Below are 16105 nucleotides of genomic sequence, written 5' to 3'. Positions count from 1 at the left end.
CAAATTCTGTGCCTCGTTCGTTGGAGCCCGGAATGACACGGGCCGCGCGATTAACCGTTCCTTAGCGCTAACCGTGCGGATGATCAGCGCGGAAAGATCAAGGGAGACTGCTCCCATGCTGAAGGACGGGACCTACGCGGCGTGGTACAAGACGCCGCTCGACCAGGGCACCGGCATCGTCCATGTCGCAGACGGCCAGATCTGGGGCCGCGACAGCCTCATGACGTATCACGGTTCGTGCAAGGTCGATGGCGATCGCTTCACCGCGACCGTGTCGACGAAGCGTCATACCGAAGGACGTGTCACCGTCTTCGGCGTCTACGATGAACTGACGCTGGACATCGAGGGCACGTGCCCCGACAAAATCGCGACCTACACGGCGACGGCCGGGCAGGCACGGGGAATAGTCCTCCAGGGGACGCTCATTCTGACGGAACAGCCGGGGGCGGCACCTGAACCAACCGGGCAGGTAACTGGGCAAGTCCCGGCGTTCGATCCCGGCAAGCTTCCAAAGCTGCCGAAACGCCCGCGCTGATAGTATCGCGGCCCGCCGCATCGCCTGCATCGACATGTCGCGCCCCGGCGGCCGCGCAATTCTGCATCCTCAAGCCTCCATCAGGGAGCTCTGCTGAAAGGCCTACCGCTTCTCGGTTGCCTGGCCGCGGGCCCTTATGCAGGCTTGCGCGCGACGTTCTAGGACTGCGGGGTCCCGATCATCCCCCTAAGGTCCTTCCGCTAGACCCGCGAGCGCCATCGCTGCTCTGAGTTCATGCACCGTCGCTGTTTCCGCGCCGGTAGCCTGGAACGCCAGAGGGGCCGGATTCAGCGGAAGCCGCGTCACGTTGGCCGGGCCGCGCGGCGGCTCGAATATCATCGCCTGGCTTGCACTGAATGGAATCCGATCGAGCTGCCGAATGGCGCTGCGCATCTCGCGCAATCCCGCATTCAGAGGCATGGCAAGGGGCCGCTGATCGGACCAGACGCCGAGCGCGCGGGCTGCATCCGGCAACCCGGCTCCGGTCTGCCATGGATGGCCGATGGGCTGGGCCGTATCCTTCAGAATCTGGAACAGCCGTTCGACCCGGAGGGCATCCTTTGCGATGAAGCTGCCCTTGAAGTCGGCGTGGTCGGCGAGGATCAAGGCTGCAAGTGCGGCAACGTGAGCCGCTGCGATCGAGGTGCCGTCGCAGACGGCGTAGCCGTCCGGTGACTGGCAGGTAATGACCGCAACACCGGGCGCGCACAGGTCGAGTTCGGACCCGCGGCCGGAAAACGGCGGTACAAACAACCCGCCCGCCGCGGCGCTGGCGGTTGCGGCCTGCGCCGCCTGCGGACTGTCCTCCGGGAAGCTTCCCATCCGTCCGACTGCACCGACTGCCATGACATGCGGGGAGCAGGCCGGAAACAGTACGCCCTCTCCGGAGTTGCCGACAGCGGCAATGATGCTGACGCCTTGCTGCTTGGCCATGGCGATGTGCTGCTCAACCAGCACGGAGCCGCGCGCGCAACCGACTCCGACGCACGCCACGTCGATGCCGTTTTGCAGGCAATCATCGAGCGCCGCGATCAGGTCGCTGCAACGGGCATCTATTGGAAGCTTGCAAACATGCAGCTCGCTGTCCGGGGCGTAGCCGCGGATGCCGTGATCTGCCTGCGCAGCCGCATTGATGATGCCTGCGCAAGGCGTGCCGTGGCCAGTGACGTCCTTTGACCATGAGCGATCCTCGCCACTTCGGGCATCGATACCGTGCTCGATGCCAGCCAATTGCTTGTGGCTGGTCGCCACGCCGCTGTCGATGAGCGCGATCTTGATGTCAGCTCCACGGCAGTGGTCGGGAATCTGATCGAAGCGCATCGTCTCGCCGCCCCAATCCAGCCGGCCAGGTAGCGGCAACGGTTTCAGGGTGAAGGTGTTCACCGCATCGGCCTCGATATTGGGCCGCTGTTGCCACAAGCCCCAATGGCCGGAGCGTGCGCTGACGAAAATGGCGGCGATTGTTTCCGGCATTTCGTCCCGCAGCGTCAGATCGATGTTGCCATCACGGTCCGTCCGTCCCTGAACTGACGCCTGCTCGCCGACGAGCTGGACGATTGCTTGTTCCACAGGCGCACCTGCTTCGCTGAGAACCCGGATCGTCACCTTCAAGTCCGGCCCGAGTGCGGTCATCGTCGTGGCCGCCGGGATGAAAGAGGAGGCCGGGCGGGCAAAGGATGCAGCTCGCAAATGGCTGTCCGGCTCGATGATCAAGCTGCCGGCCGTGGAGCGGCGCAACGCGGCGGCGGCTTCGTCAGGCATGCGCACGATTGCGATTGGCGGGCCACTGACGCCGCGCTGGTCATGGGTCCACAGGATGTTGCCGAACTGGTTGAGTTGTTCGGCCAGCGTTTGAGCGCTGACGCCAGGGCCCGCCGGCGCGATCATGTATTGAGTGCTGCGCACTGGTTTATGTCGATTGTCGCTCGAGGTCGGTCGCGCATCATCTGGACCGTTTGCCATGGCGTCGCCTCCTTTGATTTCAGTGGATAGAAGATTGCGTGCGATCGATCGAAGCCAGCAGCGGAAGGCGGGGATCGGCTGCGCGGGCGGCTTCGATCGCGCGATAGGCGAAATAGATCAGGTTGAAGGCCTGCGCAAAATCCCGCTCGGTAAACTTGTTGGCTGCCTGGGTGACGATCGAGACGCAGTTTTCGAGGCCCGCATGCTGTGCGGCGTTGGCCTCGAGATAGGCAGAGAGCGAGCGCAGCGATTCTGCGATCATGTCTCCGATCATGTTTTCGGCCGCCTGATGTTCGAGCACCGGGTTCGGCATCGCGAAGTTGCCGGGCGCGGTTCGGAACGGCTGCTCGAACGTTTGCGACTGCAGGCGCAAGAGCAGCGGCATCAAATTGCCAAGCAGGCCCACGAGCTGCTGAATGTCTGGGGAGTGGCGTTGTGTCGCGGATGCGGCGGAGGGATTTGAATCCGACATGAGCGTTCTCCTTCGGAGGAAGCATGCGCAACGGCAGGCGCGACCGCCGCTTTTGGCGGCGGTCGCGCCTTACCGCGGTCAGATCATCCGCTGCTGGCCGTAGGCCTGAAGGTTGCCGATGACCTGGGGTATGATGCCGATCAGCTGGCGGGTGATGTCGGCGACGTCTTGCTGCGTCAGTTGTCGTTGCTGGCCCAAGCCCGTCTGACCGCCGAATGCCGCCTGGAACTGCGGCGCGCCGAACTGCGGACCCCACATCTGCCCAGGCTGAGTCTGCGCGGGACCGAATTGACCGAGGCCTCCGAACTGACCCTGACCGATACCGCCGTGCATGGCCGAATGCTGCATTTGGGGCTGGCTCTGCAGCATTCCCACGATCTGTGGCACGATGGGCAGGATCTGCCGCACGACCTCGCTCACGTCTTGCGGACTTAGCTGCCGCGGCGCCTGGCCGTAAGCCGCATAGCCCATTCCTGCGAACGGAGTCTGAGCTTGCGCAAGAATTTGAGGCAGCGCCGGTACCAATTGCCGCACGACCTCATTCACGTCCTGTGGCGAAAGCTGGCGCTGTTGTCCGCCCCAAGTCTGCTGAGCCGGCTGCTGACCCCAGCCCGTTTGCCCGCCCCAGCCGGGGCCATATCCAGACGCGCCAAAGGTCGGCTGACCGCCGAACTGCCCGTATTGCTGTCCATAGGCAGCCTGGCCCAATCCAAGACCGCCACCTCCATACTGTTGGCCGCCTTGCGAACCGAATGCTCCCGATCCCCATTGTTGTTGCGGACCGAACTGGCCGAATGGCGAACCATGCGCGAGGTTCTGTTGCAGGGTGTCATAGTACGTCATCGCTTGGCCTCCTTGCGATGGTTGGTGCCCTCAGCCCAAAATCCTGACAAGAATCCTGCAAAGGTCGGTCGCATGTGCGACCCCTTCGCTGGCAATAGCGATTGGTCACGCCGGTGCGACGGCGTTGTTGGAGCTTCAAGTTCAAATGCTTGGCACGGAAGTCTCGGCCGCAAGCAATGTCGCCCCGCCTGGGAGGCGCGAGTTGCGTCCCCTCAAGGTGACAAGCCGACGGTGAGATGCTTTAGAGCGGCTAATGATGGCCGCCGAGAGATGTGGGAGCGGATTTTCCTCGCTGGCACGATGGCCAGCCATTTACCGTTTATGTCCTACGTCCGCTCAAACGCTTGGCAATTGCGTTGGTTTCTCCCCAGTTCTGCAATGAGCAGAGACGCGGAAAACGTACTCACGTCGAAATAGTTTCGCGAAAGCGCGGCGATATTTTGGCGGCGATCAAACTCCGCAAAAATTTCAAGCGCACGGATTTTCGTCAGCACTCTTTGCCTGGTCAGCGAGCCTTCCGATGTGCATCCGTGTCAACTTCAGCGAATGCTAGAGCATGATCCGGAAAAGTGAGAAGCGGTTTTCCGAAAAGATCATGCTCAAACAATACTCTAAAGCGCGATGACGATTCATCCCGATCTCATCGCGCTTTAGTAGGCGAGGTTGAGCAATGCGCCGACGCGCTCGGAGGTGGCGGGATGACTGCGAAGCAAGCGCACCGGATCATGCACGAATGCGGACGTGCGGCTTGGTGCAGAGCCGGTGTGATGGCGCTCCAGCTTGTCGAGTGCGGCGATGAGCGCTCGCGAGTCGCCGGTCAGTTCGAGCGCCGTTGCATCTGCATCCAGTTCGCGAACGCGCGACAGAGCAAGTCCGAGGAGCTGGCCGAGCGCTGGTGCTGCGCTCAGCAGCATCGCCAATGGCCGGCTTGATGTCATGCCGCCGTGATGATGGCTGGATCGCAGCAGCGCGAGACCAGCGAGCGAGGTCCAATCGATCGCGTGTCGCAACGCTGTCGCCCAGCCCATCGTCCAGGCGTCGTTGTTGCGGATATGAGCGACTTCATGGGCCAATATCCCGGCAATCTCGTCACGCGCCAGGCCGCGTAGCAGGCCTTCGGTCAACACGATGGCGCTGCGTTCCGGTCCGCCGAGCGCATAGGCATTCATCTCGCGCGGTGCCGGCAGACAATAGAGATCCGGCAATCGCACCAGGCCGGCCCGGCTGCAAACTTTTGTCAGAATGGCGAACAGGTCCGGCACCTCGGCAGGGGACAGCAGGCGGGCGCCGAACCAGCGATACACGCTCTCGCGCGAGATGACCGTCTCGTCGGGACGGGGCGTGCTTCCCGACAGCGCCCGTTGCATGCCCTCGGCTCCGCCGGCGATCCAGCCGCAGACGGCGAGCAGCAATGTCATGGCAAGGATCGCCAGTTGAGATGATTGATGGTTCGCAGCCTGATGGGCGTGCCGTCGATGCCGCAACGGCGACGAGTCTCTCGAGCTCAGCTCGATACGGCATTGCAGGAAGAGGCCTGCCTCTCCCGACGGCCAGTGGATCTCCACGGTGACGGTAGGGCCGCGCCGCAAAACGCGCAGCATCTCTCGCGGCGCATGTCGCACCAGAGCGAACGAAAGGCCTGGCGTGAGGCCGGCAACGACATCTTGGCCGTGCCGATCACCACGCAACGCCATCGGGCTTACGCCAGCGTGAATCACCCTTGTCCCTCGTGCGCGTTCAATGCGAAAAGCTACGGATCTCCCGGTGTCTTGTCATGCGAGTTTCATGCCTTGGACACAGAAAAGTCCCGATATCCACACTGAGGGGAGTTCGATCCACTTCGGCGCAAGCGCATGGATCAGACCTTAGGAACCGGGCTCTGTTCAAGCTAAACCATGGTTTGGTCAGATAATCAGTTAGCAGCGCTCCCGTCGGAGATGGCAGTGTTGCAATCAAGACAACGTGGGAACCTGGCTTCTCAAATCGGCCGAGACTCGCCATTGTGCGGCCCGCAACAAATGTAGCCGGAGCAGTACCAATGTCGGATAAGTTCTCGCGTCGCCAGTTCGCGAAGATCGCGGGGCTTTCCGCAGCAGCGATAACAACTCCACCGGCGGCGGCTGAGGCCAAACCGGCTCTGGCTACGCGCGATGCGCGCGGCTTCCCGCCGGGATTCCTCTGGGGCACCGCCACCTCGTCCTATCAGGTCGAAGGGGCCGTCAACGAGGACGGACGAGGGCCCTCGATCTGGGACAGTTTTACCCGCATCCCCGGCAAGATCGAGGACGGCACCACCGGCGACCGCGCCAACGAGCATTATCACCGCTACAAGGACGATATCGCGCTCATCAGGGAGCTCGGCTGCAAGGCATATCGCTTCTCGGTGGCCTGGCCGCGGGTGTTCCCGGACGGAGACGGCAAGCCGAACCCGAAAGGGCTCGATTTCTACAATCGCCTGATCGATGAGCTCCTGAAGAACGGCATCGAGCCGTGGCTGACGCTCTATCACTGGGACCTGCCGCAATCGCTGCAGGACCGTTTTGGCGGCTGGCGCTCGACCGAGACCTGCAAGATCTTTGGCGACTATGCGGCCTATGTCGCCGAGCACCTGACCGATCGCGTCAGGAACGTCTTCACGCTGAACGAGAGCGGGCGCTTCGTCTATTTCGGCTATGGCACCGGCATCGATGCGCCCGGCCTCACGCTGCCGCAAGCCGAAATCAACCAGATCAGGCACAACAGCGCGCTCGCGCATGGCCTCGCAGTGCAGGCGGTGCGCGCCCATGGCCGCCGCGGCACGCGCGTCGGGCCGGCCGAGAACATCGATGCTTGTAGTCCCGCGATCGATACGCCCGAAAACATCCGCGCCGCCGAGATCGCGTTGCGCGAGATGAATGCCGGCTATCTCAACGTCATCATGACGGGTCGCTACACCGACGCGTTCCTGCAATACGCCGGGGCCGACGCGCCGAAATACACCGATGCCGAGCTGAAGATCATCTCTTCGCCGGTCGACTTCCTCGGCCTCAACATCTACGCGCCGCAGCACTACATCGTCGCCTCCGACCAGGGCGCGGGCTTCATGCCGCTGCCGGTCCCGAAAGACTTCCCGCACATGAATTCGAACTGGCTGCGCATCGGCCCCGAGACGATCTACTGGGTGCCGAAGCTGGCTGCAAATATCTGGAAGACGGATGCGATCTATATCAGCGAGAACGGCACATCCGGCGACGACCAGGTGATGCAGGACGGCAAGATCTACGACACCGACCGCATCATGTATCTGCGCAACTATCTCGCCCAGCTCCAGCGCGCCACCATCGAGGGCGTGCCGGTGCGCGGCTATTTCCTCTGGAGCCTGATGGACAACTTTGAATGGGTGTTCGGGCTCAACAAGCGCTTCGGGCTCTATCACGTCAATTTCGACACCCAGGTGCGTACGGCAAAGCTGAGCGCAAGCTTTTACCGCAACGTGATCGCAAACAACGCGGCGGGGGCGTGATCTTCTCCGTGAAGGTTCGATATTGCCTTCTGGAACCACAACCGCTCCTGCTCCAATGGGACAGAGCATGGTGCTGGGACAATCCGGTTCAGGTGCTGAATGAGTCTTCGAACGCGAGCCCTGCTATTCGCAACCGCCATGTTCCTGGCGGCTGTTGGATTTATGTTCGCGGTCCGCATTGGCGCCCAGTCATTCATATTCAATCGTGTTTGGCGGTCTCGCTTTCGTTCTTCTTATTCCGGGAGGTTTGTGGGTGAGAAGCATCTTTGGATGTCCTGTGTGCGGAACATCCATCTTTGAAAGAGAAGGTTTGTTGACAGTATTCTGGCCTGCACGGACGTGTGCAAAATGTCGTGCCGATTTGAAGAATCGTTAGCTGGTGGCTCGGAATTGCGGTGCATGAAACTAAGCGACCGAAAATTTCCCCGGCCTTGTTGCCGTCAATCGGTTCGTTGATCCCCAAAAAACAACGGCCGCCCGTGAAGGGCGGCCGCCTTCATTCGATATCCGGCTTGACTAAGCGGAATGGGCTTAGGTTGAATCAGGCGGCCGCGGGCTCGGTGCACCTCTCCCGCTTGCGGGAGAGGTCGGCGCAACGCGCCGGGTGAGGGCTCTTTCCTCTTGGGGGTTCTCGATTGCGGAGATACCCTCTCCCCAACCCTCCCCCGCAAGCCAGGGGAATCGCATGTGAATTTGCGCGTGGTGTTGCGCGGGCCGACAATATGGATTCTGAAGAGGGCTCCCGATTCGCAGAGGAGCCCCTATGCGCAAGATCCGCAATATCTTCAGTACGTTGCCCGATCCGCGTGCACCGAACGCGCTGCACGATTTGCTGGACATCATCATCATCGCGCTGGCCACGATCCTGTGTGGGGGACAGAGCGCGACGGACATGGAGGTGTTTGCATCGTCGAAGGGAAAGCTGTTGCGGCAATTCCTTCGGCTGGAGCACGGAGTTCCCAGTCACGACACGTTCAGCCGCGTGCTCAACGCGCTCGACCCGGCGGCTTTCGAGCAAGCCTTCCGATGCTTTATGGCAGCCTTCGCCGAGGCCAACGGGATCAAACTTACCGGTGTTGTGGCCGTCGATGGCAAGGCGGTGCGAGGAGCCTACGAGCGGGGCCGCAGCGCTACGCCGCTGCACATGGTCAATGTCTTCGCCACCGAGGCGCGGATGGCGCTTGCTTCGTGCAAGGCACCGGGTCGCAACGAGGCCCAAGGGGCGCTGGACGTGCTGCAAATGCTCTCGCTCGAAGGCTGCATCGTCACGGCCGACGCCCTGCATTGCAATCGCCCCTTCGCCAACAAGGTGCTCGCACGCGGCGCCAACTACGTGCTGGCTCTCAAGGAGAATCAAAGCAAATTGTTTGCGGACGTCGAACGCTGCTTCACCCGCTCGGGCAAGCGCAACGTGGCGCAGAGTCTCGAGCCGAGCACCCACGATCGATCCGAATCCAGACGCGCCACCATCATGCGCAACAGCAGCCTGGGGGTGGCAAACCGCTTTCCCGGAATGGCCGCCATCGCTCGCGTTACCTCGCGCCGACGGCTGCATGGCAAACCAGCCGGAAAACCGGCCGTGCGATATTACGTGTTGTCCAAGTATATGCCTGCAAGACGATTCTTGCAGGTCGTCCGCAGCCATTGGAGCATCGAGAACCAGTTGCACTGGGTCCTGGACGTCGTCTTTGGCGAGGATGCCTGCCGAACCCGAAAAGACAACGGTCCCGAGAACTTTGCGACCTTGCGGCGGAACGCGGTCAACCTCATTCGCGCTCACCCCGCCCGCATCTCCATGCGCCAAAAGGTCAAGCGCGCTGGCTGGGACGATGCCTTCCTTCTCGAACTCATCAGCCACATGCGATAGCCCTGCCCCGCAAGCGGGGGAGGGAGCGCACCTCGGTCGTTGCAACGATCGAGCCTGATCTCATCCCGATCTAATGTCCCGGGAAGCCGGGGAAACCCGGGAATCCCGGCTCTCCGTGCTCCGCGAACTCGAAGAAGTCGAAGAGATCGCTGATCGCCGGGCTGTTCAGGGGAACATAGGGATTGCGGAACTCGGCGACCGGGTTCGGGAAGTTGTCGCGACTGCGATGCGTGATGGTCGGCAGCTGCCAGTTGCGCTCGATGAATTTGATGATCGAGACGTGATCGGCGTAGTCGTGCGAGATATGGCCCGGTTTCACCAACGGCGAAACCACGATCAGCGGGATGCGGGTGCCGTCGCCGAAGAAGTCGAGCGGCTGCACGTAGCCCGAGTCGTAGTAGCCGCCGCCTTCGTCGAAGGTGATGAAGATGGCGGTGTCCCGCGCGTAGGGCGAAGCCTGGACCTGATCGACGATCTTCTTGGTGAAGCCTTCGAACAGATCGAGCTTGGAGGACGCCGGGTGGCCGTCGACGAAGCCGCTCGGCTTCACGATCGAGACTGCAGGCAGGGTGCGAGCGGAAATATCTGCGTACAGTTTCGTCGAGTCGTGCAGATGCTCGGCAACCTGGTCCGGATGCGACATGATGGACGTGTCGTACTGGAACGGATTGCAGATGTTGCAGTATTCATCCGCGGTCGGGCCCGCCGCGCCCCAATTGAGCTGGTATGGATCGTCGACGTAGTTGTCCCACTGGTCGCCGTAGTACTTCCACGAAATATTCTTGTCGTTGAGGAGGTCGCCAATGCTGCGGGTCGACGACGGCGGGATGGTGAAGGGCGTATTGGACGGATTGTGGTCGATGTAGGCGTTCTTGCCGTTGCCGAACCAGCCCGGATTATAGTTGTTCAGCAGGTAGTAGTGGCCGGGCTCGCAGTGGGGATCAATCGGGCGAGGCAGTGACTGCAGATAGTCCCGGATTGGCTTGACGCCCGGCTGGTTGGGATCGGAGCAGTCGCTATACGATCCGCCGCCGGAGGCGGGCGCGACAGAGAACGGGGGCGGAAAGCCGGAGTTGAAGCTGTTGCCGTACCCATCCTCGGTGTACCAGTTGTTGGTGTCGGACGCCGGATTGGGGTTTTCGATCATATGGACGATACCGGCATCGGGGGTGCCGCCGAAGACCTGCACCCCGTTCGGCGGCGCCGCCGGCTTGCCGTCGGAGTCGCTGAACCAGAGCGCGTCGGCATGGCCGAACATGATGTGGTTGGCGCCGGTGCCGCCGTTGACGGATTGGTGGAAGTTGTCGCTCATAGCGTACTTGTCCGCCAGGCTCGTGAAATAGGGCGCGTCACCCTTTTGTACGTTGTAGAAGCCGAGCGCGGTCGAACCTTCTCCCGTGGTCACTGCGCCTGGCGCATACTGGGTGCTGAAGGTCTCGGGCTGCGCAGCGCCGTTGGCTCCGGCACCGACGGTCACTTCGACCCAGGCGAACAGATTGCCGGTGCAGCCCGAGGGATTGTCCCGGTTGGCGGCGCCCTTGGCGCAATTCAATTGCTGCCACATCTGGTAGAAGCGATGCACCGGGCTCGCTGCGTAGCTCTCATAGAGGAACGTGTTGCCGTTGGTCAGCTGAAACGGGCCGGCCGGCAGGCTGTTGACGGAGGTGATGCGCTGGTCCGGCGTCTTCGAGGTCTGGCCGGTGCCACCGGTCAACAGTGAAGAATAATAGCTCGGGTCCAAGCCGGTTTCCGATTGCTGCGCAAGCGTCAGGCTCGCCTGGCACTGCGAGATCGGCGTGCTGCCGCACTTGTTGGGGATGTAGGAGACCTTGGGCCCGCCGACCAGCGGGGCCGGCAGCTGGTCGTTGGGGAAAGTCTGCTTTGGCGGGCTCAGCAGAAACGCGTCCTTTGAACCGATGTCCTTTGCGGCCAGCTGATGCGCCTGTTCGAAGTTGGGGCCTGGAACCGCATTCTTGTTGGCGTCGAGCTTGATGATGCCACGGGAGAGCAAATTGTCGACGCTGTGACGACGCTCCTTCGGCACGTAAGTCGCGAACACATGGTCGAAGCTGCGGTTCTCGCCGATGATGACGATGACGTGCTTGATCGGCGACCGCGTGTATTGATCGGCGGGGGTCGGCACGCCGCCGGCAAGCACCGGGCTCATGCAGAATTGCCCCATCGCCAGTGCACTCAGCCCGACGCGGCAACCATTCAGCAAACGTGACTTACGCCTGTTTCGGCTCATTCTGCTCTCCTTTGGTAAGGTTGTTGATCTGACGACTGGGTGGAAACGGCGGTGCCGGCTGGGTCGACGCGGATTCGTCCCATCATGCCGTTGTCCTCATGCTCGAGGAGGTGGCAGTGGTAGACGAAGGTGCCGACGATGTTCGGGTCGCGAAAATCCATGCGCAGCCGCACGCTCGGATATTGCAGCATGCGGCCGTTGTAATAGGGGACGTTGACGGTATCGCGCACGAACGGCTCGTCGACCTGCATGCCCGACCATTCGCGCAGCTCGAAGTGAAGCTGGTGGGTGTGGAAGTCGTGCAATTCCGTCGAGCGGTTCTCGATGATCCAGTCCTCGACGTCGCCTTGCTTGACGACGATGTCCGCAATGTCGGCACCCGCATCGAACGGTTTTGGCTTTTCGCCATCCACGGTGATGTAGAACGTCACAGGGCTGTTGGGATCGTCCGGATTGGTCGGTTGCTCGGAGAAGTACAGTTTCCTGACGCGCGCCGGCGCGACGTCTCCGATCCAGGGTCGAACGGCTGATGGCAGCGGCTGCGGATTTGCCGGCAGCCTCGATTGCGGTTCGGGCGCATCGGCCGCGGCCGTGATCGACAGGAGCGCGCGGTTGGGATCGTTTTCGCCGGCCGGCCCGGTATCGACCGTTCGCGTCACCAACAGTGCCGGTACGCTGGGCGGCGGACCTTCGACGATGAATTCGACGCGGGAGCCGGGCGGCACGCCGATGCGATTGACCCACTCGACCGCAGGCGCAGGGCTGCCGTTGAAATGGACCGGCACGCCGTCGATGGCGACGATGCCGAGCGGTTGCGGCGCGCGCCGGAACACGACGGCGAGATTCAGATAGGTGATCGCCGAGGCGTTGAGAACGCGCCACAGCTGTCGCTCGCCCGGCTTCATCTTCAACGATGCCGGCGGATAATCGGGATAAGGCACCGGCACGAAGTTGACGGACAGGTCTTTCGCCGGCCTGCCGAAGCCGGTGCCGTTGTTGGTGGTGTCACCGTCACTGTCGAGCTGATTTTTCGGGACGATCGGCTCGGATTTTGCGGGCGGTGCATCGGGGTTCAAAAGGTCGAGGTCGCGGATCACCAGGACCCGCTCGGGGAGGTCAGCCAATTCCGGCGCAGCCCGCTCGACGCCCTCGATGATCAGCGCGCCCGACGCCCCGCCGAGCACCTGCGCCTTGCTGTAGCCGTGAATATGCGGGTGATACCAATAGACTCCGGGGGGCTCGTCGGCGGGAATGCGCAACCGGTATTCGAAGGGCGGATCGTCCGGCTGGATCGAGGTCTTCAGCACATCGTCCTGATGGCATACCGGCGGCGCCGTCAGCCCGTGAAAGTGCAGATTGGCCGATGTCGCGCGCATGGCGTCGCTGCCGCACGGATCTGAGATCCTCTTCGACACACACAACGGCGCGGGGAACGGCAGCGCTTGTGGCTGATCCGCAGCCGGGCGTGCCGGCGCAAGCTCGGTCAGATCATTCTTGAAGCGCACGATCAGCAGATCGCCCGGCTTCACTCGCAAAGTCGGTGACATCTCCCCATCGGGCGTCAGGTAGCAGTAACGAGTCGAGCCGTCCGGCTGTTTGCTGTTGTGAATGGCCAGATCGACCTGCAGGACCCCGTCGTGGCTGCGAAGGTCCTGCGGTTCCTGTATCGCGCTTCCGGACGTCGGCCGCTGACAGGCTTCGCGCTGCGGTTGTGAGGGCTGAGTAAATCCGCTGGTTCCGAGCAAGGCCACGAAGCTGATCGCTCCGAGCGTCAACATCGCGAACCAGGCCACGACAGCGAACACGCCAAGCGGCCATCGTCGCGTCGATCGATTGCGGCTGATCCGACCAAGCCAACCACATGAGCGCGCTTCGGAATCAACCATAGACAGGTCCGGATCCCGCTTCGCTGAGGGATGACAAGTAAATGACGGTCGCTGCGTCGTATCGACGCGGTAGTTGTGTATCACCCGCTCTCTGACAGGTTGTTTACACGACGATGACACGCACGCTCGGAGTCGATGGAACTCTGACAGGCGACGATCAGTGGTTTGCTGGCGACGAGAAATCGCAAGCAGCGTCCGACGGCGTCGTATGACAACGACGCTTGCTTGCGGTGTCGACTTGGTCGATCTGCTTGATCAGGTTCTGGTCGCATGCAATAACGCCGGCCCGCGATCAATCACCGAATGGCGTTGGGCCGGCTCATCATCGGCTGGAAGCTGATGACGCTCTGGCTTGGGTCACTGTCGTGAGAATTTTGCGAATGGTTCCGGCTCGGTGATATCGGCACGGGCACGCTGGATGACGGGGCGGACAACGATGCCGAAGCTGACATGGATTCTGTTTCTGGTGTCCGCGCTCTGCGTTCTCGGCTCGAATGCGGCTCTGGCTGCTGACAATTTCGATGATGAAGCGGCGCGTGGCGCCGGTGCTTTAGCGATGCCATCGCTCGAGGTTTCCACTACGGCTTCCGTGCGTGTGCCGAGTGCGCCTGCCGAGCAGCCAAGCGGGCCCGCGCGAAGGGGCAATCCGCTATGGGAGATCCCGTTTGAGATCCTCAGCGGTACGCGCGAGCGTCCGGTGTTTTCGTCCTCGCGACGGCCGCCGCCAGTTGCGGTGACTGAGGTCGCGATCGCGAAGCCACCGCCGCCGAAGCCGGCGCAGGAGGAGCGTCCTCCGCAACTTTCGCTGGTCGGCACCGTCAGCGGCGACGGCCGACGCTTCGGCATTTTCGTCGACCAGACCTCCAAGGCTGCGCTGCGTTTGAGAATAGGCGAAGAATATCAGGGCTGGAGATTGCGCGCGGTGCAGGGCCGCGAGGCGACGTTCGCGCGCGACCAGCAGACCATCGTCCTGAATTTTCCGGCGCCCGGCACGGTTGCGCCGGTGGCGCTACGCGTCGAAGTCGCGGCTGTGGCGTCGCCGACCGACGAACCCAGGCCGCCGCATGTCCATCGTTAGCCGATCATAGATTGTTGCTCCTGTTTTGCCCGACGTGTCAATTGCTCTACGAATGGGCGAGGCAGCACCCGGCACCACAATCCCTACTTTGCATGGGGTTGTTTTCGCGTTTTTTGCGGAGAGGGCGGGAAGCGGGCGTGCGGCACGCCGATTGACTCCGTTGTCCCTGTGATTCAAAACCGTCCTCAACAGTCAAGAACAAGAGGACAACGCCCATGACCGACGCGCTGATCATCGATGCCTGCCGCACCCCGCGGGGCGTCGGCAAGGCCGGCAAGGGAGCTCTCTCCGGCATTCATCCGCAGCAGCTTGGCGCCACCGTGCTGAGCGCGCTGGCGAACCGCACCGGCATCAACACGGCCGATGTCGACGACATCGTCTGGGGCTGCAGCGCGCAGGTCGCGACGCAGGGCGGCGATCTCGGACGGATGTCGGCGCTCGATGCCGGCTATGACGTGCGCGCCAGCGCGGTGACGCTCGATCGCTTCTGTGGCTCCGGCATCACCAGCGTCAACATGGCGGCATCCTCGATCATGGCGGGCGCGGAAGATCTCGTCATCGCCGGCGGATGCGAGATGATGTCGATGGAGGGACGTCGCGGCGGCGGTCCGATGATGATGGACAGCGGCAATCTTCGCCTGCGCGCGCTGCACCCGCAGTCGCACCAAGGCGTCTGCGCCGATGCGATCGCGACGCTGGAAGGCATTACGCGGCAGGACGTCGACGCGCTCGGCCTCGAGAGCCAGAAACGTGCAGCGCAGGCGATGGCCGGCGGCCACTTCAAGAAGAGCCTCGTGCCCGTTCACCGCGAGGACGGCAGCCTCGCACTCGACCATGAAGAATATCCGCGGCCGCAGACCACGATGGAAGGGCTCGGCAGCCTGAAGCCTGCGTTTCCCGCGATTGCCGATTATGCGCTGGACGACAAGGGCACGACCTATCGCGGCCTGATCCTGCAAAAATATCCCGATCTCAACATCGACTTCATGCACCACGCCGGCAACTCGTCCGGCGTCGTCGATGGCGCGGCTGCGATCCTGCTGGCGTCACCGTCCTACGCCAAGGCGCATGGTCTCAAGCCGCGCGCCCGCGTGGTGGCGATGGCGAACATGGGGGACTCGCCGACCCTGATGCTGAATGCACCGGTGCCGGCGACGCGCAAGGTGCTGGCGAAGGCCGGGCTCACCATCGACGACATCGACCTGTTCGAGATCAATGAGGCCTTTGCGGTCGTCGCGGAAAAATATATCCGCGATCTCAAGCTCGACCGCGCCAAGGTCAACGTCAATGGCGGCTCGATTGCGCTCGGCCATCCCATCGGCGCGACCGGCTCGATCCTGATCGGCACCGTGCTCGACGAGCTCGAACGGCGCGACCTCAAGCGTGGTCTCGTCACCATGTGCGCGGCTGGCGGCATGGCTCCGGCGGTCATCATCGAGCGCGTCTAGCCTTATTTTTCAGGGTGAATCGCGCTCCTGCTCCGGCAAAGAAGCCGCTCGTCGCTTGTCGAAAGCATCGAATCAGCTTTAGCAAGGGTGCTTGCGGGCCTTTGAAACAAGGCAAAAACCGCTGCTGGAGGTGCCTTCCGCTCAGGAAGCCGCTAAAATGCAGGGTTTTTTGCCTCAGGGGGCCAAAAAAGCCCGTAAAACCGCGACAAAACTGTGCAGAAGGCTATAGGCCTTCGCCGGTTGGTCTAATATGCAACCGGCAAC

Annotated in this window: 11 protein-coding genes; 5 read left to right on the top strand and 6 right to left on the bottom strand. The window is 62.3% G+C overall.

Annotated features, from left to right (window positions below):
* The first annotated feature begins 115 nt into the window (after positions 1-115).
* Complete coding sequence (locus tag V1280_RS15660; RefSeq protein WP_334525497.1) at positions 116-535, top strand: hypothetical protein; 420 nt, start codon at positions 116-118, stop codon at positions 533-535.
* A gap of 186 nt (positions 536-721) precedes the next feature.
* Here V1280_RS15660 and V1280_RS15655 read toward each other — a convergent pair whose 3' ends face one another.
* From V1280_RS15655 to V1280_RS15640, 4 genes are all read right to left on the bottom strand, one after another.
* Entirely contained in the window at positions 722-2497 is a 1776-nt protein-coding gene (locus V1280_RS15655) for a S8 family serine peptidase (protein ID WP_334525495.1), read from the bottom strand.
* A 19-nt stretch (positions 2498-2516) separates the two neighbouring features.
* Complete coding sequence (locus V1280_RS15650; RefSeq protein ID WP_334525493.1) at positions 2517-2969, bottom strand: hypothetical protein; 453 nt, start codon at positions 2967-2969, stop codon at positions 2517-2519.
* A 78-nt stretch (positions 2970-3047) separates the two neighbouring features.
* A complete protein-coding gene (locus V1280_RS15645) occupies positions 3048-3812 on the bottom strand; it encodes a hypothetical protein (protein WP_334525490.1) in 765 nt (254 codons plus the stop codon).
* Between the two features lie 650 nt (positions 3813-4462).
* Positions 4463-5230: a M48 family metalloprotease gene (locus V1280_RS15640; protein ID WP_334525487.1), complete on the bottom strand. Its 768-nt coding sequence runs from the start codon at positions 5228-5230 to the stop codon at positions 4463-4465.
* Between the two features lie 620 nt (positions 5231-5850).
* On the opposite strand from V1280_RS15640, the gene V1280_RS15635 reads away from it, so the two are divergent.
* Positions 5851-7314: a GH1 family beta-glucosidase gene (locus V1280_RS15635; RefSeq protein ID WP_334525484.1), complete on the top strand. Its 1464-nt coding sequence runs from the start codon at positions 5851-5853 to the stop codon at positions 7312-7314.
* A gap of 763 nt (positions 7315-8077) precedes the next feature.
* Positions 8078-9181, top strand: a complete 1104-nt coding sequence (locus V1280_RS15630; RefSeq protein WP_334525483.1) for an ISAs1 family transposase — start codon at positions 8078-8080, stop codon at positions 9179-9181.
* A 70-nt stretch (positions 9182-9251) separates the two neighbouring features.
* On the opposite strand, the gene V1280_RS15625 is transcribed toward V1280_RS15630, so the two are convergent.
* Together V1280_RS15625 and V1280_RS15620 are read right to left on the bottom strand one after the other, a co-directional pair.
* Complete coding sequence (locus tag V1280_RS15625; RefSeq protein ID WP_334525481.1) at positions 9252-11429, bottom strand: alkaline phosphatase family protein; 2178 nt, start codon at positions 11427-11429, stop codon at positions 9252-9254.
* On the bottom strand, positions 11426-13234 hold the full coding sequence (locus tag V1280_RS15620; protein WP_334525480.1) for a multicopper oxidase family protein: 1809 nt from the start codon (positions 13232-13234) through the stop codon (positions 11426-11428). Before V1280_RS15620 ends, V1280_RS15625 begins: the two co-directional genes overlap by 4 nt.
* Positions 13235-13751: 517 nt before the next feature.
* On the opposite strand from V1280_RS15620, the gene V1280_RS15615 reads away from it, so the two are divergent.
* Positions 13752-14393: a hypothetical protein gene (locus tag V1280_RS15615; protein ID WP_334525477.1), complete on the top strand. Its 642-nt coding sequence runs from the start codon at positions 13752-13754 to the stop codon at positions 14391-14393.
* 215 nt (positions 14394-14608) lie between these two features.
* Complete coding sequence (locus V1280_RS15610; protein ID WP_334525474.1) at positions 14609-15841, top strand: acetyl-CoA C-acetyltransferase; 1233 nt, start codon at positions 14609-14611, stop codon at positions 15839-15841.
* The last annotated feature ends 264 nt before the right edge of the window (positions 15842-16105 follow it).

The sequence above is a fragment of the Bradyrhizobium sp. AZCC 2230 genome (assembly GCF_036924495.1).
GTDB lineage: Bacteria > Pseudomonadota > Alphaproteobacteria > Rhizobiales > Xanthobacteraceae > Bradyrhizobium > Bradyrhizobium rifense.
Note: the sequence above shows the minus strand (reverse complement) of the source record. Positions and strands in the feature narration are given on the sequence as shown.